Annotated in this window: 23 protein-coding genes, 3 tRNA genes and 1 pseudogene; 13 read left to right on the top strand and 14 right to left on the bottom strand. The window is 70.6% G+C overall.

Features of this window, described 5'->3' with window-relative positions; genetic code table 11:
* Positions 1-9: 9 nt before the first annotated feature.
* The 3 genes and pseudogenes from ABT034_RS05050 to ABT034_RS05040 form a co-directional block, all read right to left on the bottom strand.
* A pseudogene (locus ABT034_RS05050) lies at positions 10-857 on the bottom strand (cytochrome c biogenesis CcdA family protein).
* On the bottom strand, positions 854-1591 hold the full coding sequence (locus ABT034_RS05045; protein WP_351211325.1) for a DsbA family protein: 738 nt from the start codon (positions 1589-1591) through the stop codon (positions 854-856). The pseudogene ABT034_RS05050 and the gene ABT034_RS05045 overlap by 4 nt, the downstream one beginning before the upstream one ends.
* A gap of 57 nt (positions 1592-1648) precedes the next feature.
* Positions 1649-2017: a hypothetical protein gene (locus ABT034_RS05040; RefSeq protein WP_351211323.1), complete on the bottom strand. Its 369-nt coding sequence runs from the start codon at positions 2015-2017 to the stop codon at positions 1649-1651.
* Positions 2018-2140: 123 nt separating this feature from the next.
* Between ABT034_RS05040 and hrpA the strand changes: the two genes are divergently transcribed.
* The 3 genes from hrpA (at position 2141) to ABT034_RS05025 (ending at position 6565) form a co-directional block, all read left to right on the top strand.
* The gene (hrpA, locus tag ABT034_RS05035) at positions 2141-6079 is read left to right on the top strand and encodes an ATP-dependent RNA helicase HrpA (RefSeq protein ID WP_351211321.1); all 3939 of its coding nucleotides are present in this window, start codon (positions 2141-2143) and stop codon (positions 6077-6079) included.
* 84 nt (positions 6080-6163) lie between these two features.
* Positions 6164-6237, top strand: a tRNA-Asp gene (locus ABT034_RS05030).
* A gap of 127 nt (positions 6238-6364) precedes the next feature.
* On the top strand, positions 6365-6565 hold the full coding sequence (locus ABT034_RS05025) for a DUF6274 family protein (protein ID WP_351211319.1): 201 nt from the start codon (positions 6365-6367) through the stop codon (positions 6563-6565).
* Positions 6566-6896: 331 nt separating this feature from the next.
* Here the strand turns inward: ABT034_RS05025 and bldC are convergent, their stop codons facing one another.
* Positions 6897-7103, bottom strand: a complete 207-nt coding sequence (bldC, locus tag ABT034_RS05020) for a developmental transcriptional regulator BldC (RefSeq protein ID WP_003949541.1) — start codon at positions 7101-7103, stop codon at positions 6897-6899.
* A gap of 580 nt (positions 7104-7683) precedes the next feature.
* The gene (locus tag ABT034_RS05015) at positions 7684-8565 is read right to left on the bottom strand and encodes a DUF8083 family protein (RefSeq protein ID WP_351211317.1); all 882 of its coding nucleotides are present in this window, start codon (positions 8563-8565) and stop codon (positions 7684-7686) included.
* Positions 8566-8720: 155 nt separating this feature from the next.
* On the opposite strand from ABT034_RS05015, the gene ABT034_RS05010 reads away from it, so the two are divergent.
* Both ABT034_RS05010 and ABT034_RS05005 read left to right on the top strand, forming a co-directional pair.
* Complete coding sequence (locus ABT034_RS05010) at positions 8721-9812, top strand: Leu/Phe/Val dehydrogenase (protein WP_351211315.1); 1092 nt, start codon at positions 8721-8723, stop codon at positions 9810-9812.
* 301 nt (positions 9813-10113) lie between these two features.
* On the top strand, positions 10114-10368 hold the full coding sequence (locus tag ABT034_RS05005) for a DUF3073 domain-containing protein (RefSeq protein WP_150504299.1): 255 nt from the start codon (positions 10114-10116) through the stop codon (positions 10366-10368).
* Between the two features lie 145 nt (positions 10369-10513).
* Here the strand turns inward: ABT034_RS05005 and purM are convergent, their stop codons facing one another.
* Together purM and purF are read right to left on the bottom strand one after the other, a co-directional pair.
* Entirely contained in the window at positions 10514-11581 is a 1068-nt protein-coding gene (purM, locus tag ABT034_RS05000) for a phosphoribosylformylglycinamidine cyclo-ligase (protein ID WP_351211312.1), read from the bottom strand.
* Positions 11582-11656: 75 nt separating this feature from the next.
* Positions 11657-13183 carry an amidophosphoribosyltransferase gene (purF, locus tag ABT034_RS04995; RefSeq protein WP_351211310.1) on the bottom strand — a complete coding sequence of 509 codons (1527 nt, stop codon included), beginning with the start codon at positions 13181-13183 and terminating at the stop codon, positions 11657-11659.
* Positions 13184-13501: 318 nt separating this feature from the next.
* Here purF and ABT034_RS04990 point away from each other — a divergent pair, with 318 nt between their 5' ends.
* Positions 13502-13594 (top strand): putative leader peptide, encoded by a 93-nt coding sequence (locus ABT034_RS04990; RefSeq protein ID WP_351211308.1) that lies wholly within the window; start codon positions 13502-13504, stop codon positions 13592-13594.
* A 64-nt stretch (positions 13595-13658) separates the two neighbouring features.
* On the top strand, positions 13659-15053 hold the full coding sequence (locus tag ABT034_RS04985; RefSeq protein ID WP_351211306.1) for a sulfatase family protein: 1395 nt from the start codon (positions 13659-13661) through the stop codon (positions 15051-15053).
* Here the strand turns inward: ABT034_RS04985 and ABT034_RS04980 are convergent.
* Positions 15047-15859, bottom strand: coding sequence for an META domain-containing protein (locus ABT034_RS04980; protein ID WP_351211304.1), 813 nt, complete (start codon positions 15857-15859; stop codon positions 15047-15049). The genes ABT034_RS04985 and ABT034_RS04980 overlap by 7 nt on opposite strands.
* An 84-nt stretch (positions 15860-15943) precedes the next feature.
* Entirely contained in the window at positions 15944-16732 is a 789-nt protein-coding gene (locus tag ABT034_RS04975) for a maleylpyruvate isomerase family mycothiol-dependent enzyme (RefSeq protein WP_351211302.1), read from the bottom strand.
* A 77-nt stretch (positions 16733-16809) separates the two neighbouring features.
* On the opposite strand from ABT034_RS04975, the gene ABT034_RS04970 reads away from it, so the two are divergent.
* Positions 16810-17220 carry a nuclear transport factor 2 family protein gene (locus ABT034_RS04970; protein ID WP_351211300.1) on the top strand — a complete coding sequence of 137 codons (411 nt, stop codon included), beginning with the start codon at positions 16810-16812 and terminating at the stop codon, positions 17218-17220.
* Here ABT034_RS04970 and ABT034_RS04965 read toward each other — a convergent pair.
* From ABT034_RS04965 to purS, 5 genes are all read right to left on the bottom strand, one after another.
* Complete coding sequence (locus ABT034_RS04965) at positions 17208-18038, bottom strand: M23 family metallopeptidase (protein WP_351211298.1); 831 nt, start codon at positions 18036-18038, stop codon at positions 17208-17210. The two genes, ABT034_RS04970 and ABT034_RS04965, sit on opposite strands and share 13 nt — an antisense overlap.
* 60 nt (positions 18039-18098) lie before the next feature.
* Entirely contained in the window at positions 18099-18626 is a 528-nt protein-coding gene (locus tag ABT034_RS04960; RefSeq protein ID WP_351211296.1) for an ArsR/SmtB family transcription factor, read from the bottom strand.
* Between the two features lie 102 nt (positions 18627-18728).
* Positions 18729-20981 (bottom strand): phosphoribosylformylglycinamidine synthase subunit PurL, encoded by a 2253-nt coding sequence (purL, locus tag ABT034_RS04955; protein ID WP_351211294.1) that lies wholly within the window; start codon positions 20979-20981, stop codon positions 18729-18731.
* Complete coding sequence (gene purQ / locus ABT034_RS04950; RefSeq protein ID WP_351211292.1) at positions 20981-21661, bottom strand: phosphoribosylformylglycinamidine synthase subunit PurQ; 681 nt, start codon at positions 21659-21661, stop codon at positions 20981-20983. Before purQ ends, purL begins: the two co-directional genes overlap by 1 nt.
* On the bottom strand, positions 21658-21903 hold the full coding sequence (gene purS, locus ABT034_RS04945) for a phosphoribosylformylglycinamidine synthase subunit PurS (protein WP_017240564.1): 246 nt from the start codon (positions 21901-21903) through the stop codon (positions 21658-21660). Before purS ends, purQ begins: the two co-directional genes overlap by 4 nt.
* A 366-nt stretch (positions 21904-22269) precedes the next feature.
* Between purS and ABT034_RS04940 the strand changes: the two genes are divergently transcribed.
* The 5 genes from ABT034_RS04940 to ABT034_RS04920 all read left to right on the top strand — a co-directional run bounded on the left by ABT034_RS04940 (position 22270) and on the right by ABT034_RS04920 (position 24946).
* Positions 22270-22611, top strand: coding sequence for a histone-like nucleoid-structuring protein Lsr2 (locus ABT034_RS04940; RefSeq protein WP_351211289.1), 342 nt, complete (start codon positions 22270-22272; stop codon positions 22609-22611).
* A gap of 123 nt (positions 22612-22734) precedes the next feature.
* A tRNA-Gly gene (locus tag ABT034_RS04935) sits at positions 22735-22806 on the top strand.
* A 79-nt stretch (positions 22807-22885) separates the two neighbouring features.
* Positions 22886-22958: transfer RNA gene (locus ABT034_RS04930), tRNA-Gly, on the top strand.
* A 186-nt stretch (positions 22959-23144) separates the two neighbouring features.
* Entirely contained in the window at positions 23145-24155 is a 1011-nt protein-coding gene (locus ABT034_RS04925; protein WP_351211287.1) for an ABC transporter ATP-binding protein, read from the top strand.
* Positions 24152-24946 carry an ABC transporter permease gene (locus ABT034_RS04920; protein ID WP_351211285.1) on the top strand — a complete coding sequence of 265 codons (795 nt, stop codon included), beginning with the start codon at positions 24152-24154 and terminating at the stop codon, positions 24944-24946. The genes ABT034_RS04925 and ABT034_RS04920 overlap by 4 nt, the downstream gene beginning before the upstream one ends.
* The last annotated feature ends 27 nt before the right edge of the window (positions 24947-24973 follow it).

Genomic DNA, 24973 nt, shown 5'->3' with positions numbered 1-24973 from the left:
CCCGTACCGTCACACCCCCTCGCCCTCCCCCGTACCCGTACGGCTCCCCCGCCTGCCCCGTACCGCGAGCACCAGCGCCACCACGGCCACCACCGCGACGAGCAGCGCCCAGTCCGGGACCGCACGGCCGAGCGACGCCACCCGCTGCTCCACCGCGAACGAGTCGTCCACCGACAGCAGGCCCGGCAGCGCGGTCGTCCCGTCGAAGACCAGGAACAGCGCCCCGAGGGCGACGAAGAACAGGCCCGAGAGCAGCGAGGTCGAGTGGAGGGTCAGACGGCCCACCCGCAGCGGCCGCCCGCATCCCACCGCCGCCCGCCCAGGTCGTACCGCTCCCAGAGCAGCGCGAGGACGAACAGCGGGACGGCCATGCCGAGCGCGTACACGGCGAGGAGCAGCCCTCCGTACGCCGGGCTGCCGCTCAGCGCCGCCACCGTCAGGACGCTGCCCAGGATCGGGCCCGCGCAGAAGCCCGCGAGGCCGTAGACCAGGCCGAGGGCGTAGACGGAGAGCGCCGAGGTGGGCCGGATCCGGCCGCTCGCCTCGGCGATCCGGCGGGAGGCGAAGCCGAGGCCGAGGATCTGGAGGACGCCGAGCCCGACGATCAGCCAGCCGCCGGTGGTGACGAGGAGGTCCCGGTGGCCGTAGAAGAGGCGGCCCGCGAAGGAGCCGGCCGCACCGAGCGGGACGAGGGTGGTCGCCAGACCCGCGTAGAGGATGCCGGTCCGTGCCACCAGCTTCGCGCGCGTGTCGATCGAATACGCGAAGAAGGCGGGCAGGAGCAGGGCGCTGCACGGGCTGAGGAGGGCGAGCAGCCCGCCGAGGAACGCGGCGAAGTAGCCGATGCCCGAGGTCACGGCTTGGCCTTCGCGGGAGCGCTCTTCGCCGCCTTCGCCGCCGCCTCGATCGCCTCCGTGAAGGTCTCCAGGGGCTGGGCGCCCGCGATCGGTCGGCCGTTGACCAGGAAGGACGGGGTGGAGGTGGCGCCGAGGGCGTACCCCTGCTCCTGGTCCTCGCCGACGGCCTCGCGGGCCGGGGCCCCGTCGGTGTCCTTCGTGAACCGGGCCGCGTCGGGGACGCCCGCCTCCTTCGCGAGGGCGGCGAGCCGGTCCTTCCCGAAGCCCTTCTCCTTGGCGCCCTCCGCGTAGGCGGCCTTGTGGAACTCCCAGAACCGGCCCTGCTGCCCGGCCGCCCAGGAGGCGCGGGCGACGGCCTCGGACTCCTCGCCGAAGATCGGGAAGTTCCGCCACTCGATGCGGAGGATGCCCTTGTCGACGTACTTCTCGATCAGGACCGGCTCGGTGTCCCGGACGAACTTGCCGCAGTAGCCGCACTTGAAGTCGGCGTACTCGATGAGGACGACGGGCGCGTCGGCGCGGCCGAGGGCGAGCTTGTCGGAGGCGTCGCGGCGGGCGTAGGCCTCCAGTTCCGGGTAGACGCCGGCGGACGGGTCGGCGGACACCTCGGCGACGGCCGAGGAGCCGGAGGAGCCGGGGGACGAGGGCTTGGTGGCGGTGAACGACACGAAGCCGAGCAGTGCGGCGGCGACGGCGACGGCGGAGACGAGGACGACCGGCTTGGTTCTGGACATGCGGGAGTGCTCCTGGAAGGGCGGGACGGAGAAGACGGACGGAGGGCGGCCGTCCGTCTACACCCTCAGGACCGAGAGCTCCACGGGAGACGGCGGTACGCGCGCGGGTGGCTCGCGTCCCGGCGACGCGGCCCGTCCGTCCGGGTCCGGGTGCCGGTCCCCGCACGGCGTCCGGTCGGCGGCGAGCGCGGGCAGGAGCTCCGCGAAGCCGTGCGCACGCGGTGGTACGACGGGGCCGGCGGCGCCTTCGTCGGCGGGGTGACCGGGGTCGCAGCCGGGTACGGCGGCGCCCGCCAGGAGCTGGACCTTCGCGGGCGCGGCCTCGGCCGACGCTCCCGCTCCCGATCCCGCGCCGCACATCAGGAGGGCGAGCACCAGTCCCGCGAGGGCGGCGAACGCCGCCGGCGCGCGGGTGGTGCAGAACATGCGAAACCTCTCCGGTCCGGTCGACGTGCCCGAAATAGTACGCACCCCGCGCGCGAGCGCCGCCGCGGCCGCTCGTAAATCGGTTCGCCGCTTCTCGGCCGCAGGTGCGATCCTGGATTCCGTATGTCTACTTCCTTCGCCGCCCTCCAGTCCGTCCTGGCCGAGGTCTCGCTGCGGGACTCCCACCGGCTCGGCCGCCGTCTCGAAGGCGCCCGCCGCATCCGCAAGCCCGAGGCCCGCGAGGCCGTCCTGGACGAGATCGCCGCAGAGGCGGCCAAGGCCAAGGAGCGCGTCGACGGGCGCGCCTCCCGCGTGCCCGCGGTCACCTATCCCGAGCAGCTGCCCGTCTCGCAGAAGAAGGACGAGATCCTGGAGGCGATACGCGACCACCAGGTCGTGATCGTCGCCGGTGAGACGGGTTCCGGAAAGACCACCCAGATCCCGAAGATCTGCCTGGAGCTCGGCCGGGGCGTCCGGGGCATGATCGGGCACACCCAGCCCCGCCGGATCGCGGCCCGCACGGTCGCCGAGCGCGTGGCCGAGGAGCTGAGGACCCCGCTGGGCGAGGCCGTCGGCTGGAAGGTCCGCTTCACCGACCAGGTGAACCCCGACGCGACCTTCGTGAAGCTGATGACGGACGGCATCCTGCTCGCCGAGATCCAGACGGACCGCGAGCTGCGCGCGTACGACACGATCATCATCGACGAGGCCCACGAGCGGTCCCTCAACATCGACTTCCTGCTCGGCTATCTGGCCCAGCTGCTCCCGAAGCGCCCCGACCTGAAGGTCGTGATCACCTCCGCGACGATCGACCCGGAGCGGTTCTCCCGGCACTTCGGCGACGCCCCGATCGTCGAGGTCAGCGGCCGTACGTACCCGGTCGAGGTCCGTTATCGGCCCCTCCTCGAAGAGGACAGCGAGGAGTCCGACCGCGACCAGATCACCGCGATCTGCGACGCCGTCGACGAGCTCCAGTCGGAGGGCCCCGGCGACGTCCTCGTCTTCCTCTCCGGCGAGCGCGAGATCCGGGACACCGCGGACGCGCTGCTCAAGCGGAACCTCCGGAACACCGAGATCCTCCCCCTCTACGCCCGCCTGAGCCACGCCGAGCAGCACCGGGTCTTCCAGGCGCACTCGGGCCGCCGGGTCGTCCTCGCCACGAACGTCGCCGAGACGTCCCTGACCGTCCCCGGCATCAAGTACGTGATCGACCCGGGCACCGCCCGCATCTCCCGCTACTCGCACCGGACCAAGGTGCAGCGGCTGCCGATCGAGCCGGTCAGCCAGGCCAGCGCCAACCAGCGCAAGGGCCGCTGCGGCCGTACGTCCGACGGCATCTGCATCCGGCTGTACTCGGAGGACGACTTCGTCTCCCGGCCGGAGTTCACGGACGCGGAGATCCTCCGGACGAACCTGGCCTCCGTCATCCTCCAGATGACCGCGGCCGGCCTCGGCGACATCGAGAAGTTCCCCTTCATCGACCCGCCGGACCACCGGAACATCCGGGACGGCGTGCAGCTCCTCCAGGAGCTCGGCGCGATCGACCCGACGGAGAAGGATCCGAAGAAGCGGCTCACCCAGCAGGGCAGGAAGCTCGCCCAGCTGCCCGTCGACCCCCGCCTCGCCCGGATGGTCCTGGAGGCCGACAAGAACGGCTGTGTCCGCGAGGTCATGGTCATCGCGGCCGCGCTCTCCATCCAGGACCCGCGCGAGCGGCCGGCGGAGAAGCAGGCGCAGGCCGACCAGCAGCACGCCCGGTTCAAGGACGAGACGAGTGACTTCCTCGCCTTCCTGAACATGTGGCGGTACGTCCGTGAGCAGCAGAAGGAGCGCGGTTCCAGCTCCTTCCGGCGGATGTGCAAGCAGGAGTACCTGAACTTCCTGCGGATCCGCGAGTGGCAGGACATCTACGCGCAGCTGCGGACGGTCGCGAAGCAGCTGGGCATCCATGTGAACGAGGAGGACGCGCCGGAGCAGTCCGTGCACGTCTCCCTGCTCGCGGGTCTCCTCAGCCACATCGGCATGAAGGACATCAAGGACGGGGCGAAGAACGACTACCTGGGCGCCCGCAGCGCCAAGTTCGCGATCTTCCCCGGTTCCGCGCTCTTCAAGAAGCCCCCGCGTTTCGTCATGTCCGCCGAGCTGGTGGAGACCTCGCGGCTGTGGGCCCGGGTCAACGCGCGCGTGGAGCCCGAGTGGATCGAGCCGCTCGCCCAGCACCTGGTGAAGAAGACGTACAGCGAGCCGCACTGGGAGAAGGACCAGGCGGCCGTGATGGCCTTCGAGAAGGTGACGCTGTACGGCGTGCCGATCGTCGCCGACCGCAAGGTGAACTACGGGCGGATCGACCCGGAGGTCTCCCGCGACCTGTTCATCAGGAACGCGCTCGTCGAGGGCGACTGGCGGACCCACCACAAGTTCTTCGCGGACAACCGCAAGCTGCTCACCGAGGTCGAGGAGCTGGAGCACCGGGCCCGGCGCCGGGACATCCTCGTCGACGACGAGACGCTCTTCGACTTCTACGACAAGCGCGTCCCCGAACACATCGTGTCCGGAGCCCACTTCGACTCCTGGTGGAAGCACAAGCGCCATGAGGAGCCGGAGTACCTGGACTTCGAGCGCGAGATGCTCATCAACGAGAAGGCCGCCGGGGTCACCAAGGACGACTACCCGGACTCGTGGCGGCAGGGGCCGCTGAAGTTCCGGGTGACGTACCAGTTCGAGCCGGGCGCGGACGCCGACGGCGTGACCGTCCACGTCCCGCTCCAGGTGCTCAACCAGGTGACGGACGAGGGCTTCGAGTGGCAGATCCCCGGTCTGCGCGCCGAGGTCGTCACGGAGCTGATCCGCTCCCTGCCGAAGCCGATCCGCCGCCACTACGTCCCCGCGCCGAACTTCGCGACCCGCTTCCTGGACGCGGTCGTGCCCGTGCAGGAGCCGCTGGACGGGGCGCTCGCCCGCGAGCTCCAGCGGATGGTCGGGGTCCCGGTCACCGCCGAGGACTTCGACTGGGCGAAGGTCCCCGAGCACCTCAAGGTGACCTTCCGGATCGTCGACGAGCGGCGCAGGAAGCTCGCCGAGGACAAGGACCTGGAGACGCTGCGGCTGAAGCTGCGCCCGAAGGCCCGTCAGGCGCTCTCCCAGGCCGCGGCGGCCGCGACGGGCGGCCCGGACGGCTCCGGGCCCTCCCTGGAGCGCACAGGGCTCACGGACTGGACGATCGGGACGCTCACGAAGGTCTTCGAGACCAAGCGGGGCGGGCAGCCGGTCAAGGCGTACCCGGCGCTCGTGGACGAGGGCGCGACCGTCGCCGTACGGCTCTTCGACACGGAGGCCGAGCAGCAGCTCGCGATGTGGCGGGGCACCCGGAAGCTGATCATGCTGAACATCCCGGTGAACCCGGCGAAGTTCGCCTCGGACAAGCTGACCAACCAGCAGAAGCTGGCCCTGTCCTCGAACCCGCACGGCTCGATCCAGGCGCTCTTCGACGACTGCGCCACCGCAGCCGCGGACAAGCTGATCGCGGACCACGGCGGCCCGGCGTGGGACGAGGAGTCCTTCCGGAAGCTGTACGACAAGGTCCGCGCGGACCTCGTGGACACGACCGTACGGACGGTGGGCCAGGTCCAGCAGATCCTGGCGGCCTGGCAGGCCTGCGAGCGCCGGCTGAAGTCGACGAACAGCCTGGCGCTGATCACCAACCTCACCGATGTGCGCACGCAGCTCGCCTGGCTGATGCCGGCCGGCTTCGTCACCCGTACGGGGCTCAAGCGGCTCCCGGACCTGATGCGCTATCTGGTGGCGGTGGACCGCCGGCTCCAGCAGATGCCGACCGGGGTGCAACGGGACACCACCCGGATGGAGAAGGTCCAGGAGATGCAGGACGAGTACGCCTGGCTCCTCGAACAGCTCCCGAAGGGACGCCCGGTGCCGTCCGAGGTCACCGACATCCGCTGGATGATCGAGGAGCTGCGGGTGAGCTACTTCGCGCACGCGCTGGGCACCGCGTACCCCGTCTCGGACAAGCGGATCGTGAAGGCGATCGACGCGGCGGCGCCCTGACCGCCTGCCCAGCGGCGAGTTCGACCGGACCGCTGACCTGCTGTACAGTCTTTCTTGCAGCCACTCACGAGGGGCCGCAAGCAAGGACCTGTGGAGCAGTTGGTTAGCTCGCCACCCTGTCAAGGTGGAGGTCGCGGGTTCAAGTCCCGTCAGGTTCGCTTTACCGAAAGGCCCGCATCATGCGATGCGGGCCTTTCGTTGTGTTCCCGTGTCTTGACGGGGCCACTCGCCCGCCGGTACCCCGGACATCAGGGGATCGGGGGCCCACACCGGAGGTGGTCGCGCATGGCCGCGGCGTCCGCAGCACGGCACGACACACGAGCACTGCTGCGCGCCCATCTGGCGGCCGCGTCGCGCTACGGACACCTCACGCGCCACTGCGTGGTCTGCCACCGCCTCCTGCGGCTCACCATGGAGTCTCCGGAGCCCGAGGGGCCGGAAGGGCCGGCTGTGACCACCGAGGACGAAAGTCCTCCCGACCCATGACCAACGGCGGGTGGGTGAGGGTCCCGTCAAGTGGGAGGCTGTTCTTGGCAAGTCTTCGCCGGTGTGACGGGAGTCACTGAGACAGTTTCAGGAACCGCTTCACTTACACCCTTCCTACACCGGCCCAATTTAATATGTGCAATTGCACCGGCTTCCGGGGCGCGGGGCCGGGCACAAAAGAAGGTCGCGCCGGACCCGGCGGAGTCCAGCGCGACCGTTGACGAAGGCCTGTTGGGGCAGGAATCCGTCGGCAGAGCTATGGGTGGGCGACCGGATTGGGGGATCCGGACAGGCCCGGTGTTACGGGGTACTGCGGGGTGTCAGCGCGACCTCAGGCCTCGCTGCGCTGCTGCGGAATACCCGCCAGCAGCGCGCGAACCTCGGCCTCGCGGTAGCGGCGGTGTCCACCCAGGGTGCGGATGGACGTGAGCTTCCCGGCCTTCGCCCAACGGGTCACCGTCTTCGGGTCCACACGGAACATCGTGGCAACCTCGGCAGGGGTCAGCAGCGGCTCGGCATCAGGGGTGCGAGCGGTCATGAGCGGCCTCCTCGGGAGAACCGAACCTTCTCGGTTCTTTCCTCTAAATTCTGCACCTTGACCCGCGTTGCCCGAAATGGCAGAAGCGGGCCGAGTCGGTTATAGGACGAACGGCTTGTCCTCGGCACTACAACTACACCATCCGTCCAGCCACGTCGGCCAAACCGATGGAATTGCCCTCGCAGGTGTTCATCAGCGGCGGAAGTCGATGGACCATGCCATAACGGACAGTCACACGCCTGTGACGATCAGTCACAGAGTGATCAGGAGTCCTCAGACCCCCCATAGAGTGCAATGTCGAGCGATCCGCCCATAGATGGACGGAAGGAACCCTCCCCGGACTCCTTGTCCTATTTTGGCACGAGGGTGGGCGATGGGCGCAAGGGTGCGTTACGTGCTGTCCGTCACGCTTGAGCCAAAGGCCCGGATCGGGACCAATGGCCCCGCCCGACGGGTGCCGAAGGACCCGCACGGCCGACCAACGACATTCGGCAGGCGGGATCCGGACATCCCTGAAGATCATTTACACCGGCCGGACATGTCTTGTCGATACCGACCTGACGAAGATGCCCGAGTGATGTCAATTCGCGAAGCGCAGGTCCCTGACCGCCCGCCAGCGCTCCGCGAGCCTCCCGTACGCCTCGCTCGCCGCCTCGCCGTCCCCGGCCCGCAGCGCCGCGATCCCCTCCGCCATCTGCGCCGCCGACCGGTCCTCGGCCAGCCACTCCTCCGTGACCGCGTGCACGAGACCGCCGAAGTCCAGCTCGACGAGCGCCCGCGGATGGAACTCCTCGAGCCAGCGCCCCACCTCGACGAGCCCCTCCGTCATCGGACCTTCGTCGATCGACTCCCGCAGCGCCCGCAGCGCCCTCGCGAGCCGCCGGCGCGCCTGCGCCATCGTCGTCCGGTAGCGCAGCACCGCCGCCCGGCCGCCGGCCGCCGCGCCCCCGGGCGCCCCCGGCTCTCGCGGCTCTCCCGGCTCGTAATGCCGGTCCTCGTCCCCGAAGAGCGCGAACCAGCGCAGCGGCACGTGCCAGACCGCCGTACGGATCCACGGCCGCGCGTCCGGGTTCCGCAGCAGCCACCGCTCGTAGTCGCCCGCCACCTGGGACCGCACCACCGGCGGCAGCATCGCGTCGAGCACCAGCCCCGGATACCCCTCGGCCACCAGCTCCTCCACCGCCAGCCACGCGCGCAGCCGCGTCCGCCACGGGCAGATCACCACCACCCCGTCCAGATGCGCGACGAAGGCCTCCGCGCTCTCGTGGACCGGCACCGGCACCGCGGGCGTCGGCAGCAGGTCCGCGAGCGACCGCCGCAGCTCCTCCTGCGCCCCCGGGGTCCGCGGCCGGCGCGCGTACCGGGCCCAGTGGGTCCGCTCCGGCTCGGGGAACGCCGTCAGCGGCTCGTACACCCGCAGATAGGACGCGTAGGGGACGAGGACCGAGGAGGCGACCGACATGTCGCGAATCCTTCCACGGAGGTACTCCGGGAGGGGGTGATCCTGAGCACTGAGGCCGATCTACGCACAGGTAGGACTTACTCTCTTGCCGAACTGGTCCTCCCCCACCCGCAGGGAGGGCCGAAACCGCCGCTTCGTACTTGGGAGTCACCACCGTGACCGATGTGACCGGCGTTCCTGCTGACGTACTGCGCACTCTGTTCCACTCGGAGCAGGGTGGCCACGAGCAAGTCGTGCTCTGCCAGGACCGCGCCACCGGCCTCAAGGCCGTCATCGCCCTCCACTCCACCGCCCTGGGCCCCGCCCTCGGCGGCACCCGCTTCTACCCGTACGCCACGGAGGCCGAGGCCATCGCCGACGCGCTGAACCTGGCCCGCGGGATGTCGTACAAGAACGCCATGGCCGGTCTCGACCACGGCGGCGGCAAGGCCGTCATCATCGGCGACCCGGAGAAGATCAAGACGGAGGAGCTCCTCCTCGCCTACGGGCGCTTCGTCGCCTCCCTCGGCGGCCGGTACGTCACGGCCTGCGACGTCGGCACCTACGTCGCCGACATGGACGTCGTCGCCCGCGAGAACACGTGGACCACCGGCCGCTCCCCCGAGAACGGCGGCGCCGGCGACTCCTCCGTCCTCACCGCCTTCGGCGTCTTCCAGGGCATGCGCGCCTCCGCGCAGAACCTGTGGGGCGACCCGAGCCTGCGCGGCCGCAAGGTCGGCGTCGCGGGCGTCGGCAAGGTCGGCCACTACCTCGTCGAGCACCTCCTGGAGGACGGCGCCGAGGTCGTGATCACCGATGTGCGCGAGGAGTCGGTGCGCCGGATCACCGACAAGCACCCGGGGGTCGCCGTGGTCGCCGACACCGACGCGCTGATCCGCGTCGAGGGGCTGGACATCTACGCGCCCTGCGCGCTGGGCGGCGCCCTGAGCGAGGAGACCGTGCCGTTCCTCACCGCGAGCATCGTCTGCGGCGCGGCCAACAACCAGCTCGCCCACCCGGGCATCGAGAAGGACCTCGTGGAGCGCGGGATCCTCTACGCGCCCGACTACGTGGTGAACGCCGGCGGCGTGATCCAGGTCGCCGACGAGCTGCACGGCTTCGACTTCGACCGGTGCAAGGCGAAGGCGACGAAGATCTTCGACACCACCCTCGAAATCTTCGCACGTGCGAAGGCCGACGGAATTCCGCCGGCTGCGGCGTCCGACCGGATCGCCGAACAGCGGATGGCGGAGGCGCGGCGCGCCTGAGCCGTACGAGGGGGCGGCCCGCCGCCGGACGGCCCCGGAGACCTCTCCGGGGAGACTTCGCTCACGCCCCTCGGCGGGTCGGGCCCCCAGAAGAGGTTAAAATCGCGATTGACCAGCGAGGAAAGGGCGCCTCGAAGGTTCTGTACCGGGGTATGTGATGCGCGCGGCGTACCGTAGACCCGCGGAAACAGGTACCGTTGAAGCTCTACGGACCGGTCTCTCTGTCGAGAGTCCGTTCCGACTCATGAACGCGTGTCAAGACTCTGGGGCCACCGAGCCCCGTCACCGAGGGGGTCGAGCCATGGGGCGCGGCCGGGCAAAGGCCAAGCAGACCAAGGTCGCCCGCCAGCTGAAGTACAGCAGCGGCGGGACGGACCTGACGCGTCTGGCCAATGAGCTGGGCGCTTCGACTTCGAGCCAGCCGCCGAATGGCGAGCCGTTCGAGGACGACGACGAGGAAGACGACCCGTACGCCCAGTACGCGGATCTCTACAACGAGGACGACGAGGACGAGGACGACGAGTCCGGTCCCGCGGCGTCCCCGCGTCGCGCTTGACCTTCTTAAACGCATGACGGAAACCCGGCCGGGAACACCTGGCCGGGTTTCTGTGCTGTCCGCATGCCCCTGGTAGAGCCCGACGGCGGAGACGCGAACGGGGCGCCCCCTCAGGAGCGCCCCGTCGCCTGGTACCGCAGATGGACTACTTGGCGTAGTCCCCGACCAGCTCCGCGCCGGTCGTGTGCGCCCCGCGCTCGGTGATCTCGCCCGCGACCCAGGCCTCGACGCCCCGGTCCTCAAGGGTCGTCAGGGCCGCGTCCACGGAGTCGCCCGGCACGACGGCCATCATGCCGACGCCCATGTTCAGGGTCTTCTCCAGCTCCAGCCGCTCCACCTGGCCGGCCTTGCCGACCAGGTCGAAGATCGCGCCCGGCGCCCAGGTCGAGCGGTCCACCGTGGCGTGCAGACCGTCCGGGATCACCCGGGCCAGGTTGGCCGCGAGACCGCCGCCCGTGATGTGGCTGAACGCGTGGACGTCCGTGGTCCTGGTGAGGGCCAGGCAGTCGAGCGAGTAGATCTTCGTGGGCTCCAGGAGCTCCTCGCCCAGGGTCCGGCCGAGTTCCTCGACCTGCTGGTCGAGGGTCATGCCGGCGCGGTCGAAGACCACGTGCCGGACGAGCGAGTACCCGTTCGAGTGAAGACCCGAGGAGGCCATGGCGATGACCGCGTCCCCCGTACGGATACGGTCGGCGCCGAGCAGCCGGTCGTACTCCACGACACCCGTGCCCGCGCCCGCGACGTCGAAGTCGTCCGGGCCGAGGAGGCCCGGGTGCTCCGCCGTCTCGCCGCCGACCAGGGCGCAGCCGGCCAGGACACAGCCCTCGGCGATGCCCTTGACGATGGCGGCGACCCGCTCGGGGTGGACCTTGCCGACACAGATGTAGTCGGTCATGAAGAGCGGCTCGGCGCCGCAGACCACGATGTCGTCCATGACCATCGCGACCAGGTCGTGGCCGATCGTGTCGTACACGCCCATCTGGCGGGCGATGTCGACCTTCGTGCCGACGCCGTCGGTGGCGGAGGCGAGCAGCGGACGCTCGTAACGCTTGAGGGCGGAGGCGTCGAAGAGGCCGGCGAAACCGCCGAGTCCCCCGAGGACCTCGGGGCGCTGCGTCTTCTTCACCCACTCCTTCATGAGTTCGACGGCGCGGTCGCCCGCTTCGATGTCGACGCCCGCGCTCGCGTAGCTGGCACCGGTGGTCTGAGACATGGGTTCAGAGCTTTCGTGTCGTCGTACTGCTCGCCGTACTGCGGGTCGCAGCGGGTTCTTACGGGCCGACGGTCCTTATGGGCGGCGGAGGGCGTCGGAGGCCGCGGTGGCGGCCGGTCCCGCTGCCAGCTCGGTCTCCAGGAGCTGCTTGCCGAGCAGCTCCGGGTCCGGCAGCTCCATCGGGTACTCGCCGTCGAAGCAGGCACGGCAGAGGTTCGGCTTCTGGATCGTCGTCGCCTCGATCATCCCGTCGAGGGAGATGTACGAGAGCGAGTCCGCGCCCAGCGACTTGCCGATCTCGTCGATCGACATGCCGTTGGCGATCAGCTCCGCGCGGGTGGCGAAGTCGATGCCGAAGAAGCAGGGCCACTTCACCGGCGGCGAGGAGATCCGGATGTGGATCTCGGCCGCGCCGGCCTCACGGAGCATCCGGACGAGCGCGCGCTGGGTGTTGCCGCGGACGATCGAGTCGTCGACGACCACCAGGCGCTTGCCCTTGATGACTTCCTTGAGCGGGTTCAGCTTCAGCCGGATGCCGAGCTGGCGGATGGTCTGGGAGGGCTGGATGAAGGTGCGCCCGACGTAGGCGTTCTTCACCAGGCCCGCGCCGAAGGGGATGCCCGAGGCCTCGGCGTAGCCGATCGCGGCCGGAGTGCCGGACTCCGGCGTCGCTATGACCAGGTCGGCCTCGACGGGCGCCTCCTTCGCGAGGCGGCGGCCCATCTCCACGCGGGAGAGGTACACGTTCCGGCCGGCGATGTCGGTGTCCGGGCGGGCCAGGTACACGTACTCGAAGACACAGCCCTTGGGCTTCGCTTCCGCGAATCGCGAGGTACGGATGCCGTTCTCGTCGATCGCGATCAGCTCGCCCGGCTCGACCTCGCGGACGTAGCTGGCGCCGCAGATGTCGAGGGCGGCGGACTCCGACGCGACGACCCAGCCGCGCTCGAGGCGGCCGAGGACCAGCGGGCGGATGCCCTGCGGGTCACGGGCCGCGTAGAGCGTGTGCTCGTCCATGAAGACGAGGGAGAAGGCACCCCGGACGTCGGGGAGGATCTTCGCGGCGGCCTGCTCGATGGTGAGCGGCTCGCCGTCCTCGTCGACCTGGGCGGCGAGGAGCGCCGTGAGCAGGTCGGTGTCGTTGGTGGCCGCCACACGGGTGGAGCGGCCTTCCTTCTTGGGCAGGTCGGCGACCATCTCGGCGAGCTGCGCCGTGTTCACCAGGTTGCCGTTGTGGCCGAGCGCGATCGAGCCCCGGGCGGTCGCCCGGAACGTCGGCTGCGCGTTCTCCCACACGGACGCCCCGGTGGTCGAGTAGCGGGCGTGACCGACCGCGATATGACCTTGGAGGGAACCGAGAGAGGTCTCGTCGAAGACCTGGGACACGAGGCCCATGTCCTTGAAGACGAGGATCTGGGAGCCGTTGCTGACCGCGATTCCCGCGGATTCCTGGCCCCGATGCTGGAGGGCGTAGAGCCCGAAGTACGTGAGCTTTGCGACCTCTTCACCCGGAGCCCAGACACCGAAGACGCCACAAGCGTCCTGGGGGCCTTTCTCTCCGGGAAGCAGGTCGTGATTGAGTCGACCGTCACCACGTGGCACGTTTCCGAGTGTAGACGGGCTCGACCACTGGTCCGAATTGGCGAAATCCGCGGCATCGGCGCTCGTGCGATCAGCCGAATTGATCATCTTGGGCTTGGAGAGGCCTACGAAGCAGGCGCGGTAAGGGTTCCGGCTTCCGGGGAGCTGAAGAGCGGACGCTCGTACCAGCCTCCGGGTGCTCTCGCGATGTGACGGAGTTCGCAGTCCCGAGGCATTCCGGGCCCCTGGAAACACCCTCGCAACGCCCCCGCCACACTCGTCCCGGGGTGCGAGACGGTCGTTGACAGGTACGCGTGAACTGGACGAAGCTCCAGCCCCATGCAGCCCCCGCGTGACCACTCGGTCACCCTCGTCCAGCGCCGACACGTGGACCTCGTCCGTGTCGCGAGCGCCGTCTGTCGCTGCGTCTGACCGCCTTCGCGGCCCTCCCCCTCCCCTTTCCCCACCTGTCTCTGCCTCCGTCTGGAGACCCCGCATGTCCACACCCCTGTCCCGCCGTGCCCTCGGCGGTGCCGCCGCCGGAGCCGCGGCCGCCGCCGCCCTCGGCGCCACCCCCGCCCACGCCCGGCCGGCGCCGCCCGAGGAGCGTGACTTCCGGGCCGCGAGCCCGCGCCGCCACTCCCGGCGGCCCAACATCCTCTTCGTCCTCGGCGACGACCTCGGCTGGGCCGACCTCTCCTCGTACGGCTCGCCGCACATCCGCACCCCGAACCTCGACCGGCTCGCCCGCCAGGGCGTCCGCTTCACCGACGCCTACTCCGGCTCCGCGACCTGCTCCCCGACCCGCTTCAGCCTCTACACCGGCCGCTACCCGGGCCGTACCAGAGGCGGCCTGGCCGAGCCCATCGCCGACCGGTCCGTAGGCCTTGAGCCCACCCACCCCACGCTCGCCTCGCTGCTCCGCGACTCCGGGTACGCCACCGCCCTCATCGGCAAGTGGCACTGCGGCTACCTTCCCGACTACTCCCCCACCCGATCCGGCTGGGACGAGTTCTTCGGCAACTTCGGCGGGGCCCTGGAGTACTACTCGAAGCTCGGCCTCGGCGGCGAGTACGACCTCTACGAAGGCGACGCCCCGTACAAGGACCTGCGCTACTACACCCGGATCCTCACCGAGCGGGCGAGCGAGTACGTCGGCCGCGACCACGACCGACCCTGGCTCCTCAACCTGAACTTCACCACCCCGCACTGGCCCTGGATCGCCGACGGCGACAAGGAGACGAGCGACGAGATCACCCGCCGCATCAAGGCGGGCGACGGGCGTGCCCTCTGGCACCAGGACGGCGGGTCGATCGAGAAGTACGGGCAGATGGTCGAGGACCTCGACCGGTCGATCGGCACGGTCCTGGACGCCCTGCGCCGCTCCGGCCAGGAGCGCGACACCCTCGTCTTCTTCGCCAGCGACAACGGCGGCGAACGCTTCTCCTACAACTGGCCGCTCTCCGGCCACAAGGGCTCCCTCCAGGAGGGCGGCATCCGCGTCCCGTCGATCCTGCGCTGGCCGGCCCGGATCGACGGCGGCCAGGTCAGCCGCCTCCCGGTCTTCACCCCCGACTGGACCGCCACCCTGCTCGAACTGGCCGGGGCCCGCCCCCACCCCGCCTTCCCCCTCGACGGCACGAGCCTCGCCGGGCACCTGCTGCGCGGCCACGAGGTCCCCGAGCGGGACCTGTTCTGGCGGGTGCGGGGCGAGCGGGCCCTGCGCCGGGGCGACTGGAAGTACTACCGGGGCAAGGCCGGCCGCGACCAGCTCTTCCACCTCGGCCGGGACGCCCGCGAGCAGGCGGACCTGGCCGCCGCCGAACCCGGTCTCACCGCCTCGCTGCGGACGGCATGGGAACGGATCGACGCGGGGCTGCTTCGCTACTGAGCGCCGTCCGCGACCGCGGTGAGGCCCTCGCCCGACGAGTCGGTGAGGGTGAGCGTGCGGTGGTCGAGCCGGTAGGTGAGCGGCCCGTCGAGGAGTTCGTACAGCTTCGTCTCCAGCGTCATCTGCGGGCTCGCGCACATCATGCGGGTGGTGGCGGCCGGGCCGTCGACGGTGAGCGTGCGGGCCTTCTCGTCGACGCGGGCGGTCGCGGAGAAGTTGTTGCAACCGAGGTTGCCGGCGACCCGTCCGTCCGCGCCGATGACGATCCGCGCCTTGCCCTCGCTGCCCGCGGGCAGTGAGGCCGCGGTGTCCTTGGAGAGGAGGCCGTCGACCTTCCAGGTGGTGCCGCGCAGCGGGGCGGCCGGTTCGGCGGTCAGCTCCAGGCCGCCGCGCCCGTCGGGGGAGTCGAGGGTGAACCTCTCCCCCTCGATCTTCCCCTTGAGCTTGCCGGAAAAGGCCTTGAGCAGCTCCTGCTCGAAGCGCTGCCGGTCGGCGGGGCAACCGATCTCGGTGACTTCCTGCGGGGAGACGGTGAGGGTGTCGCCGTTCACGGCGACGGCGGCACCGAAGGTGTTGCAGCCGCTGTTCCCCCGGGCACGGCCGTTCTCCACGAAGGCGACGCGGGCGCCGTCGGGGGCGGCGGACCTGCGGCCGTCGACCGTGACGGCGTCCACCGTCCAGTGCGTGCCGGCGACCGGCAGGTCCGGGGAGACGGTGTCCGCACCGGAACCGCCGCCTCCTTCCGTACCGCAGGCGGTGAGCAGGAGGAGGGGAACCAGGGCGAGGAGTGCGCGTGGCTTCGGCATGCAGGTGTGACGGAGAAGCCCGCCGTCCGGTTCCGGGGCCGGGCGGGGACAGTGCGTGTCCGGCCATGATCCGCCGGACGCGCCCTAGCCCATCAGGGGCAGGAGCCCCTTCAGGTCGGCGCGTTCGCCGCTCGCGCGGACCCGGGCCTCGTCGAGTTCCACGGCCCACTCGGCCCGGCCGGTGGCCAGCCTGATCCACGTCAGCGGGTCCGTCTCGATCACGTTCGGCGGGGTGCCCCGGGTGTGCCGGGGACCCTCCACGCACTGCACCACCGCGTACGGCGGGATCCGCACCTCGACCGCCCCGCCGGGGGCCTTCGCCGCGAGGGTGTCGGCGAGCAGCCGGGTGCAGGCGGCGAGGGCCTGCCGGTCGTACGGGACGGCCGCGCCGGTCGCCGCGTTCAGGTCGTCGGTGTGGACGACGAGTTCCACGGTCCGGGTGACCAGGAAGTCGGCGAGGGTCATCGCGCCGAAGCTCACCGGCAGGAGCCGCTCGTCGGCGGCGCCCGTCATCGCCTTCCCGTAATCGTCCGCCACGCGCGCGTAGAGCCCCGGCAGGTCGGAGGCGTCGATGCCCCGGGTGTGCGCGTCGATCCGCTCGGACGCGCCGGCGGTCACGAACGGCCAGTCGAGCAGGGCGAGCCGGTCCTCGCCGCGCTCCGGCACGGCCAGGAGCTGCGGCACGGAGTCGACCATCCACGCGAGGTGCGCCGCCAGGTCCCGTACCGTCCACTCACCGAGCCGGGTCGGCCCGTCGAGCTGCTCGGGAGTCAGCGCCCCGACCGCCTCCCGTACGTGCCCGAACTGGGCGAGCACGGCGGCCCTGATCTTGGCGGAGTCGTAGCTGCGGGTGCGCTTCTTGGCCGGTGGCATGGGGGCGAGGGTAGTCGGAGACTGGAGGGGGAGGGCCGCCCGCACACCCGCACACGTACGAGAGGGGTCGATCAGCCATGGCTGAGCACCCTGACGCCGCCCTGGTCCGCCGCGGCTTCGAAGCATGGACCAGCGGGGACATGGAGACCGTCGGCACCCTGATGACGGCGGACTGCACGCACCACTCGCCCGGCGATAGCCAGATCTCCGGGCACATCAAGGGCCGGGACAACGTCCTCGACATGTACCGGAAGATGTTCGAACTCACCCGCGGCGAGATGCGGGTCGAACTGCAGAGCGTCTCCGTCGACGGCCGCGGCCATGCCGTGGCGGCGAACCGGTTCTTCGCCACGCGCGAGGACAAGGGCATGGGCATCGAGATGAACGGCGCTCTCGTCTTCACCATCATCGGCGGCAAGATCTCCGACATCGACGAGTGCGTCGAGGACATCGACGTCTCCGACGCCTTCTGGGGTCAGGCCGAGTAGGCCGCGTCGCGTGGCACCTCGAACGTCTCGCCGTTCCTCGGGACACCGACACCGCGCCAGGTGAACGGCACACCGCTCGCCGTGTCCAGGTCCGGGCCGTCCATCAGCTGGAAGTGCACGTGCGGCTCGGTCGAGTTGCCCGAGTTCCCGCACCGGGCGAGTTCCTGGCCGGCCGAGACGCGGTCGCCCGCGCGCACGGCCAGGGAGCCGCGCTTCAGATGGGCGTACATCGCGTACGTACCGCCGCCGAGGTCGAGGACGAGGTGGTTCCCGGTGACCCGGCGGGCGCCGCCGATGCTCCGCGCGCCGGACTCGATCAGCAGCAGGTAGAGGACACCGAGCAGCGAGTTCCGGCTGAGGTGGTCGCGCTGCCGGTCCTCGGCGTGCACGACGGTCGCGTCCGCGACCGCGAGCAGCGGCGCGCCGAAGGCCGGGAAGTCGCCGCTCCGCCGGGCCACCGGCCACAGCCAGGCGAAGCCCGGCCGGGGCCGCGCCTCGTCCTCCCGGGTGACGTCGATCGCGTACGTCTGGCCCAGCTGGTGGGTGCCGTGGCTGGGCGTCCGGTCCGCCGGGCTGTTCAGCGCGGACCAGAGGCCGGTGACCGGCGGGGCCACCTCGACCGTGGCGCGGGGCGTGGCCATGACCCGGCCGCGGGCGGTCCGGGCGAGACCGACGCCGAGGATCATCGCGACGATCACGGGCAGCCAGCCCACCCAGTACGGGTACGGCAGCTCGACGGCGAACGAGGCGATGACCTGGACGACGAACGCCAGCCAGAGCACGCGGTGGAGGGCCACCACCAGTTTGCGCGTGGACATCCGGATTCCCCCTGAGGATCGTGGTGTCGGTTACGGGCGGGCCGCGGATCGTGGTGTCGGTTACGGGCGGGCCGCGGTGAGGACCACCAGGAGCGGGACGACCCGGGCCCCCGGGACCTCGTGGCGACCGCGTCCGACGGTCTTGAGCCAGCCCGCGCCGGTCAGTTGGCGCAGGTGGTGGTAGATCTGGCCGGTCGTGCCGATCTCCTCGAGCTCCGCCAGCTCGGCGGCGGTGCGCCGGCCGCCCAGGATCTCCCGCAGCAGGCGGAGCCGTACGGGATGGCCGAGCGCGGCGAAGGACTCGGCGGCGTCCGCCCAGTCCTCCTCGAACAGCTGCCCGGTGAAGGCGCCGAGCTGCCACTCGTACCGCTCCCGGGTCGGCAGCCTGACGGTTCCCGTGAAGACGACCGCGCCGTCCTCGCCCCGGTCTCCCGCGTCCGCCGCGAGCTGCGCCTTTAGGCCTTCGAGGGCCCAGAGCGGGCTGTCGGCGGTGGCCTCGGGCGCGGGACGCCCCCCGCCCGCTTCGGTCGCGCTCTCCAGGGCCGCGATACGCCGTTCCAGCGCGGCGACCCGCTCTTCAAGCTCCATGTCGTCGAGATTACGTAATTACGTAACACTCCGCAAGCGGGAAACGCGAAAGCCCCCGCCCTGACCTTCCGGTCCGGGCGGGGGCTTCCCCAGTGCTCCGTATCAGGCCAGCAGGGCCGGAATCGTCGCCTCGTGCGCCTCGCGCAGCTCCGTCAGGGTGAGCGCGAACTCGCCCTGCACGTCCACCGCGTCACCGTCGACGACACCGATCCGGGCCGCCGGCAGACCCCGCGCACCGCACATGTCGGTGAAGCGGAGCTCCTCGCTGCGCGGGACGGCGACGACCGCACGGCCGGCCGACTCGCTGAAGAGGAACGTGAAGGCGTCCAGGCCCTCCGGGACGATCAGCCGCGCGCCGTTCCCGCCGCGCAGGCAGGACTCGACGACCGCCTGGATCAGACCGCCGTCGGACAGGTCGTGCGCCGCGTCGATCATGCCGTCGCGGGAGGCCGAGATCAGGATCTCGCCGAGCAGCTTCTCCCGGTCGAGGTCCACGGCCGGCGGCATGCCGCCGAGGTGCTGGTGGATCACCTCGGACCAGGCCGAGCCACCGAACTCCTCACGCGTGTCGCCCAGCAGGTAGAGGAGCTGGCCCTCTTCCGCGAACGCGATCGGCGTACGGCGGTTCACGTCGTCGATCACACCGAGCACGGCCACGACCGGCGTCGGGTGGATCGCCGTCTCGCCGGTCTGGTTGTAGAGGGAGACGTTGCCACCGGTGACCGGGGTGCCCAGCTGGAGGCAGCCGTCCGCGAGACCACGGGTGGCCTCCGCGAACTGCCACATCACGGCCGGGTCCTCGGGCGAACCGAAGTTCAGGCAGTCCGAGATGGCCAGCGGCTTGGCACCGGAGGCGGCGACGTTGCGGTACGCCTCCGCGAGCGCGAGCTGCGCACCCGTGTACGGGTCGAGCTTCGCGTACCGGCCGTTGCCGTCGGTCGCCATGGCCACGCCGAGGTTGGTCTCCTCGTCGATGCGGACCATGCCCGCGTCCTCGGGCTGCGCCAGAACCGTGTTGCCCTGCACGAACCGGTCGTACTGGTCGGTGATCCAGGACTTCGAGGCCTGGTTCGGCGACGAGACCAGCTTCAGGACCTGGTCCTTCAGCTCGGCGCCGTCCTGCGGCCGGGGCAGCTTGCCGGCGTCGTCGGCCTGGAGCGCGTCCTGCCACTCGGGGCGCGCGAACGGCCGGTGGTAGACCGGGCCCTCGTGGGCGACCGTACGCGGGGGGACGTCGACGATCTGCTCGCCGTGCCAGAAGATCTCCAGGCGCTCGCCCTCGGTCACCTCACCGATGACGGTGGCGATGACGTCCCACTTCTCGCAGATCTCCAGGAACCGCTCGACGTGCACGGGCTCGACGATCGCGCACATGCGCTCCTGCGACTCGCTCATGAGGATTTCCTCGGGCGAGAGGGTCGCGTCGCGCAGGTGGACCCGGTCGAGCTCGACGCGCATGCCGCCGGAACCGGCGGAGGCCAGCTCGGACGTGGCGCAGGAGAGCCCGGCGCCGCCGAGGTCCTGGATGCCCGCGACCAGCTTCTCCTTGAAGATCTCCAGGGTGCACTCGATGAGGAGCTTCTCCTGGAAGGGGTCGCCGACCTGGACGGCGGGGCGCTTGGTGGGCTTCGTGTCGTCGAAGGTCTCGGACGCGAGGACCGAGACGCCGCCGATGCCGTCGCCGCCGGTGCGGGCGCCGTACAGGATGACCTTGTTGCCGGGGCCGGAGGCCTTGGCGAGGTGGATGTCCTCGTGCTTCATCACGCCGATGCAACCGGCGTTGACCAGCGGGTTGCCCTGGTAGCACTCGTCGAAGACGACCTCGCCGCCGATGTTCGGCAGGCCCAGGCAGTTGCCGTAGCCGCCGATGCCGGCGACGACACCGGGCAGCACGCGCTTGGTGTCGGGGTGGTCGGCCGCGCCGAAGCGCAGCGGGTCGACGACCGCGACCGGGCGGGCGCCCATGGCGAGGATGTCGCGGACGATGCCGCCGACGCCGGTGGCCGCGCCCTGGTAGGGCTCGATGTACGAGGGGTGGTTGTGCGACTCGACCTTGAAGGTGACCGCGTATCCCTGGCCCACGTCGACGACGCCGGCGTTCTCGCCGATGCCTACGAGCATGGCGTCGTTCTCCGGGACCTTCTCGCCGAACTGCTTCAGGTGGACCTTGCTGCTCTTGTAGGAGCAGTGCTCGGACCACATGACGGAGTACATGGCGAGCTCGGCGCCGGTGGGACGGCGGCCGAGGATCTCGCGGATGCGGGCGTACTCGTCCTCCTTGAGGCCGAGCTCCTTCCAGGGCTGCTCGCTGTCCGGCGTCTCGCTCGCGTGCTTGACGGTGTCGAGGAGGCTCATCAGGCGTTGACCAGCTTCTTGAGGATCGAGGTGAAGAAACCGAGGCCGTCCGTCTTACCGGTGCCGACCAGGGGCTCGACGGCGTGCTCGGGGTGCGGCATGAGGCCGACCACGTTGCCCGCGGCGTTGGTGATGCCCGCGATGTCGCGCAGCGAGCCGTTGGGGTTCACGTCCAGGTAGCGGAAGGCCACCCGCCCCTCGGCCTCCAGCTCGTCGAGCACGCGCTCGTCGGCGACGTACCGGCCGTCCATGTTCTTGAGCGGGACCTCGATCTCCTGGCCCTCGGTGTAGTCCGAGGTCCAGGCGGTCTCCGCGTTCTCCACCCGCAGCTTCTGGTCGCGGCAGATGAAGTGGAGGTGGTTGTTGCGCAGCATCGCGCCCGGCAGCAGATGCGCCTCGGTGAGGATCTGGAAGCCGTTGCAGATGCCGAGGACGGGCATGCCCGCCTTCGCCTGCTCGATGATCGTCTCCATCACCGGCGAGAAGCGGGAGATGGCTCCGGCCCGCAGGTAGTCGCCGTAGGAGAAGCCGCCGGCCAGGACCACGGCGTCGACCTGCTTGAGGTCCTTGTCGCGGTGCCACAGCGGGACGGGCTCGGCGCCCGCGAGGCGGGCGGCGCGCAGCGCGTCCTGGTCGTCGAGCGTTCCGGGGAACGTGACGACGCCGATGCGTGCGGTCACGACTCCACCTTCACGATGAAGTCTTCGATCACGGTGTTTGCAAGGAAGGTTTCGGCCATCTCATGGATGCGGGCGAGGGCGGCGTCGTCGACCGGTCCCTCCACCTCCAACTCGAAGCGCTTCCCCTGGCGGACGTCGGCGATTCCGGCGAATCCCAGGCGGGGCAGTGCACGCTGCACCGCCTGCCCCTGAGGGTCGAGGATCTCCGGCTTGAGCATGACGTCGACTACGACGCGTGCCACTGGCACTCCCGGTGGTGTGTTGCGTGGGCGGTTCCCTCAGCGTACCTGCCTCCAAATTCTACGCGGGTAGAGATCTGAAGGATCCTACAAATGCCAGGCCTCGGAGCCCCTCGGCCCGCACACACCACCCGCACCCCCGCCCGAGCACATCCACACAAAATTCGAGTGAAATATTGCGGACCTCATTGCCCCGGGACACGCTGAAACAATTGCCAGGGCTTCACAATGCGACACCTGCCGCTGTACAAAGGAATCCAGAAGAAAGCAGCATTGTCCCGGCACAGCCGCAAGGCCGACATCACCGCACGTCAGAGGCGCCACAAGCGCCCCCTCCGCGGAGTCGGCCGCAGGAAAGGACCGATATCCGTGGCTCAGCGTGTGGTGGTCACTCTCTCCGACGACATGGACGGCGGAGAGGCAGCTGAAACGGTCGCGTTCGGTCTTGACGGGAAGATGTACGAGATCGACCTGAATGCTGCCAATGCAAAGAAACTCCGCAAGGCTCTCGCCCCGTACCTCGCGGCCGGGCGCAAGCTGCCGGCCAAGACCGCGGCCGCCCGAAGCGCCTCGGCGGAGACGTACACCCGCACCTCCCTCGCCCCCGATCCGGCGGCGGTCCGGGCCTGGGCCCAGTCCAACAAGATGGAGGTGCCCGCCCGCGGACGGATCCCGAAGCGGGTCTACGAGGCCTTCCGCGAAGCGAGTTGAGCCGGGGGCGGCGGACCCGGCCCGCGCGGGCCGGGGAACCGATTTGCATTGCACCCCCCATGATCCGCTAGAGTCTGGAACACGCCGAGGGGCGAGGCCGCAAGGCCCCACCTCACGCAGCGTGCGGGTGTAGTTCAGTAGCAGAACAGCCCCCTTCCAGGGGGAAGGCGCAGTGTGCAATTCCTGTCACCCGCTCTGCACCGCTCGACCGACCACTGTTGTGGATCAGGTAGAGTAGTGCTCGCACCGCCCAGTGAAAGCTGAGCGGCAGCATGCGGACGTGGCTCAGTTGGTAGAGCATCACCTTGCCAAGGTGAGGGTCGCGAGTTCGAATCTCGTCGTCCGCTCAGGAAGTCGAAGGCCCCGGTTCTCAGGAACCGGGGCCTTCGACGTGTTCCCGGCCGTGTCCCCGGCCGCGTGTCCCCGGCCGCGTGTTCCCGGCTGGCATCCCGCCATCGCCCCATGACATTTGTCAGACACCGCGATGACAGCGCGCACTGCCGTACGGCTCCGCCCGCCGGGAGCCTGGACACATGACCAACGCGATCGAAGCGGAAGGCCTGCGCCGCGGCTACTCCGGCGGCTTCGAGGCCGTGCGCGGCATCTCCTTCACCGTCCCCCGCGGCGAGATCTTCGCCCTCCTCGGCACCAACGGCGCCGGCAAGACCTCCACCGTCGAACTCCTGGAGGGCCTCGCCGCCCCGAGCGCCGGCACCGCCCGTGTCCTCGGCCACGACCCGTACCGCGAGCGGGCCGCCGTCCGCCCCCGCATCGGGGTGATGCTCCAGGAGGGCGGCTTCCCGGGCGACCTGACCGTGACCGAGACCGTACGGATGTGGGCGGGCTGCACGAGCAACGCCCGGCCCGCCGCCGAGGCCCTCGCCGCCACCGGGCTCACCGGCCGCGAACGGGTCCGGGTCAAGCAGCTGTCCGGCGGCGAACGGCGCCGGCTCGACCTCGCCCTCGCCCTCCTCGGCCGCCCCGAGGTCCTCTTCCTCGACGAACCGACCACCGGCCTCGACGCCGAGGGCCGCCGCGACACCTGGGACCTCGTCCGGGCCCTGCGCGACGACGGCACCACCGTCCTGCTCACCACCCACTACCTGGAGGAGGCCGAGGCCCTGGCCGACCGGCTCGCGATCATGCACGCCGGCCGGATCGTCCTCTCCGGCACCCCCGCCGAGGTCACCGCCGCCCGGCCCGCCCGCATCCGCTTCACCCTCCCCGACGGCGTCCCGGCCGGGCGCCTCCCGCTCCACCTGCGGGCCGCCGAGGACGGCGGGCGGGTGGAGATCCGTACCGGCGACCTCCAGGACGACCTCGCCGCGCTCCTCGGCTGGGCCCGGGAGCACGACGTACGACTCGACGGGCTCGACGCCCGGTCCGCCTCCCTCGAAGAGGCGTTCCTCGACATCGCTTCACAGACCTCGGCGCAAACGCCGACGCCGGCGCAGGACCCGAGGCAGGCGCAGACGCAGACGCAGACGCAGGCGCAGACGCAGAAGACGCAGACGCAGGACCCGGATCTGGAGGCCGTCCGATGAGCTCGCTCACGCACTCCCCCGCCCGTACGCGGCTCACCCGTACGCGGCTCGCCGCGCTCGGGCGGGCCGAGCTGACCCTGCTCGTCCGCAACCGCACGACCCTCTTCGTCGCCGTCTTCGTCCCCGTGCTCATGGTGGGAGCGATCCGCAGCTCCCTCGACGGCGTCGAGCTCGGCAAGGCGGGCACGACCATCGCGGAGGTCGCCGTCACCGGCGGCATCGGCATGGCCCTCCTCATGGTCGTGCACTCCAACCTCGTCTCCGCGTTCGTCGCCCGCCGCGAGTCGCTCGTCCTCAAGCGGCTGCGGACCGGCGAGGTCACCGACATCGAGATCCTCACCGGGATCGCCCTGCCGGCCGCCGTGCTCGCGCTCGCCCAGTGCGCCCTCATGACGGCCGGCGGCGTCACCGCCCTCGGCCTGTCCGCGCCCGCCCGGCCCGCGCTGCTCCTCGCCGGCGTCGTCCTCGGCATCGTGCTGCTCACCGCCGTCGCGGCCGCCACCTCGGCCGTCACCCGCACCGTCGACAGCGCCCAGCTCACGACGATGCCGCTGCTCGTGGTCTCGTCCATCGGGTCCGGGCTCTTCGTCCCCCTCTCCGTCCTCCCCGACGGGTTCGCCTCGCTCTGCGAGCTGCTGCCGCTGACCGGCGTGATGACCCTCGTACGGGCCGGCTGGTCCGGCGGCGTGGAGCCGGGGGAACTGGTGGGCGCCGCGCTGACCGCGGTGGCCTGGACCGTGCTCTCGGTGTTTGCTGTCCAGCGGTGGTTCCGGTGGGAGCCCCGGCGCTGAGCGACCGCGCCGCGCAATGTCGCCGAG

The organism is Streptomyces sp. NPDC002773, assembly GCF_040295605.1.
Lineage (GTDB): Bacteria > Actinomycetota > Actinomycetes > Streptomycetales > Streptomycetaceae > Streptomyces.
The sequence above is the reverse complement of the archived record's forward strand: the minus strand, read 5'-3'. Positions and strand labels throughout refer to the sequence as shown.

What these genes read in the sequence shown, in the direction of transcription:
- ABT034_RS04965 (WP_351211298.1), bottom strand. Translation starts at nt 18,038, where the DNA reads ATGTCCACGCGCAAACTGGTGGTGGCCCTCCACCGCGTGCTCTGGCTG.
- ABT034_RS05005 (WP_150504299.1), top strand. Translation starts at nt 10,114, where the DNA reads ATGGGGCGCGGCCGGGCAAAGGCCAAGCAGACCAAGGTCGCCCGCCAG.
- ABT034_RS04990 (WP_351211308.1), top strand. Translation starts at nt 13,502, where the DNA reads ATGCAGCCCCCGCGTGACCACTCGGTCACCCTCGTCCAGCGCCGACAC.
- hrpA (WP_351211321.1), top strand. Translation starts at nt 2,141, where the DNA reads ATGTCTACTTCCTTCGCCGCCCTCCAGTCCGTCCTGGCCGAGGTCTCG.
- ABT034_RS04975 (WP_351211302.1), bottom strand. Translation starts at nt 16,732, where the DNA reads ATGCCACCGGCCAAGAAGCGCACCCGCAGCTACGACTCCGCCAAGATC.
- purM (WP_351211312.1), bottom strand. Translation starts at nt 11,581, where the DNA reads ATGTCTCAGACCACCGGTGCCAGCTACGCGAGCGCGGGCGTCGACATC.
- ABT034_RS05040 (WP_351211323.1), bottom strand. Translation starts at nt 2,017, where the DNA reads ATGTTCTGCACCACCCGCGCGCCGGCGGCGTTCGCCGCCCTCGCGGGA.
- ABT034_RS05015 (WP_351211317.1), bottom strand. Translation starts at nt 8,565, where the DNA reads ATGTCGGTCGCCTCCTCGGTCCTCGTCCCCTACGCGTCCTATCTGCGG.
- ABT034_RS04960 (WP_351211296.1), bottom strand. Translation starts at nt 18,626, where the DNA reads ATGGAGCTTGAAGAGCGGGTCGCCGCGCTGGAACGGCGTATCGCGGCC.
- purL (WP_351211294.1), bottom strand. Translation starts at nt 20,981, where the DNA reads ATGAGCCTCCTCGACACCGTCAAGCACGCGAGCGAGACGCCGGACAGC.
- ABT034_RS04980 (WP_351211304.1), bottom strand. Translation starts at nt 15,859, where the DNA reads ATGCCGAAGCCACGCGCACTCCTCGCCCTGGTTCCCCTCCTCCTGCTC.
- bldC (WP_003949541.1), bottom strand. Translation starts at nt 7,103, where the DNA reads ATGACCGCTCGCACCCCTGATGCCGAGCCGCTGCTGACCCCTGCCGAG.
- ABT034_RS04970 (WP_351211300.1), top strand. Translation starts at nt 16,810, where the DNA reads ATGGCTGAGCACCCTGACGCCGCCCTGGTCCGCCGCGGCTTCGAAGCA.
- ABT034_RS05025 (WP_351211319.1), top strand. Translation starts at nt 6,365, where the DNA reads ATGGCCGCGGCGTCCGCAGCACGGCACGACACACGAGCACTGCTGCGC.
- ABT034_RS04925 (WP_351211287.1), top strand. Translation starts at nt 23,145, where the DNA reads ATGACCAACGCGATCGAAGCGGAAGGCCTGCGCCGCGGCTACTCCGGC.
- ABT034_RS04920 (WP_351211285.1), top strand. Translation starts at nt 24,152, where the DNA reads ATGAGCTCGCTCACGCACTCCCCCGCCCGTACGCGGCTCACCCGTACG.
- ABT034_RS04985 (WP_351211306.1), top strand. Translation starts at nt 13,659, where the DNA reads ATGTCCACACCCCTGTCCCGCCGTGCCCTCGGCGGTGCCGCCGCCGGA.
- ABT034_RS05045 (WP_351211325.1), bottom strand. Translation starts at nt 1,591, where the DNA reads ATGTCCAGAACCAAGCCGGTCGTCCTCGTCTCCGCCGTCGCCGTCGCC.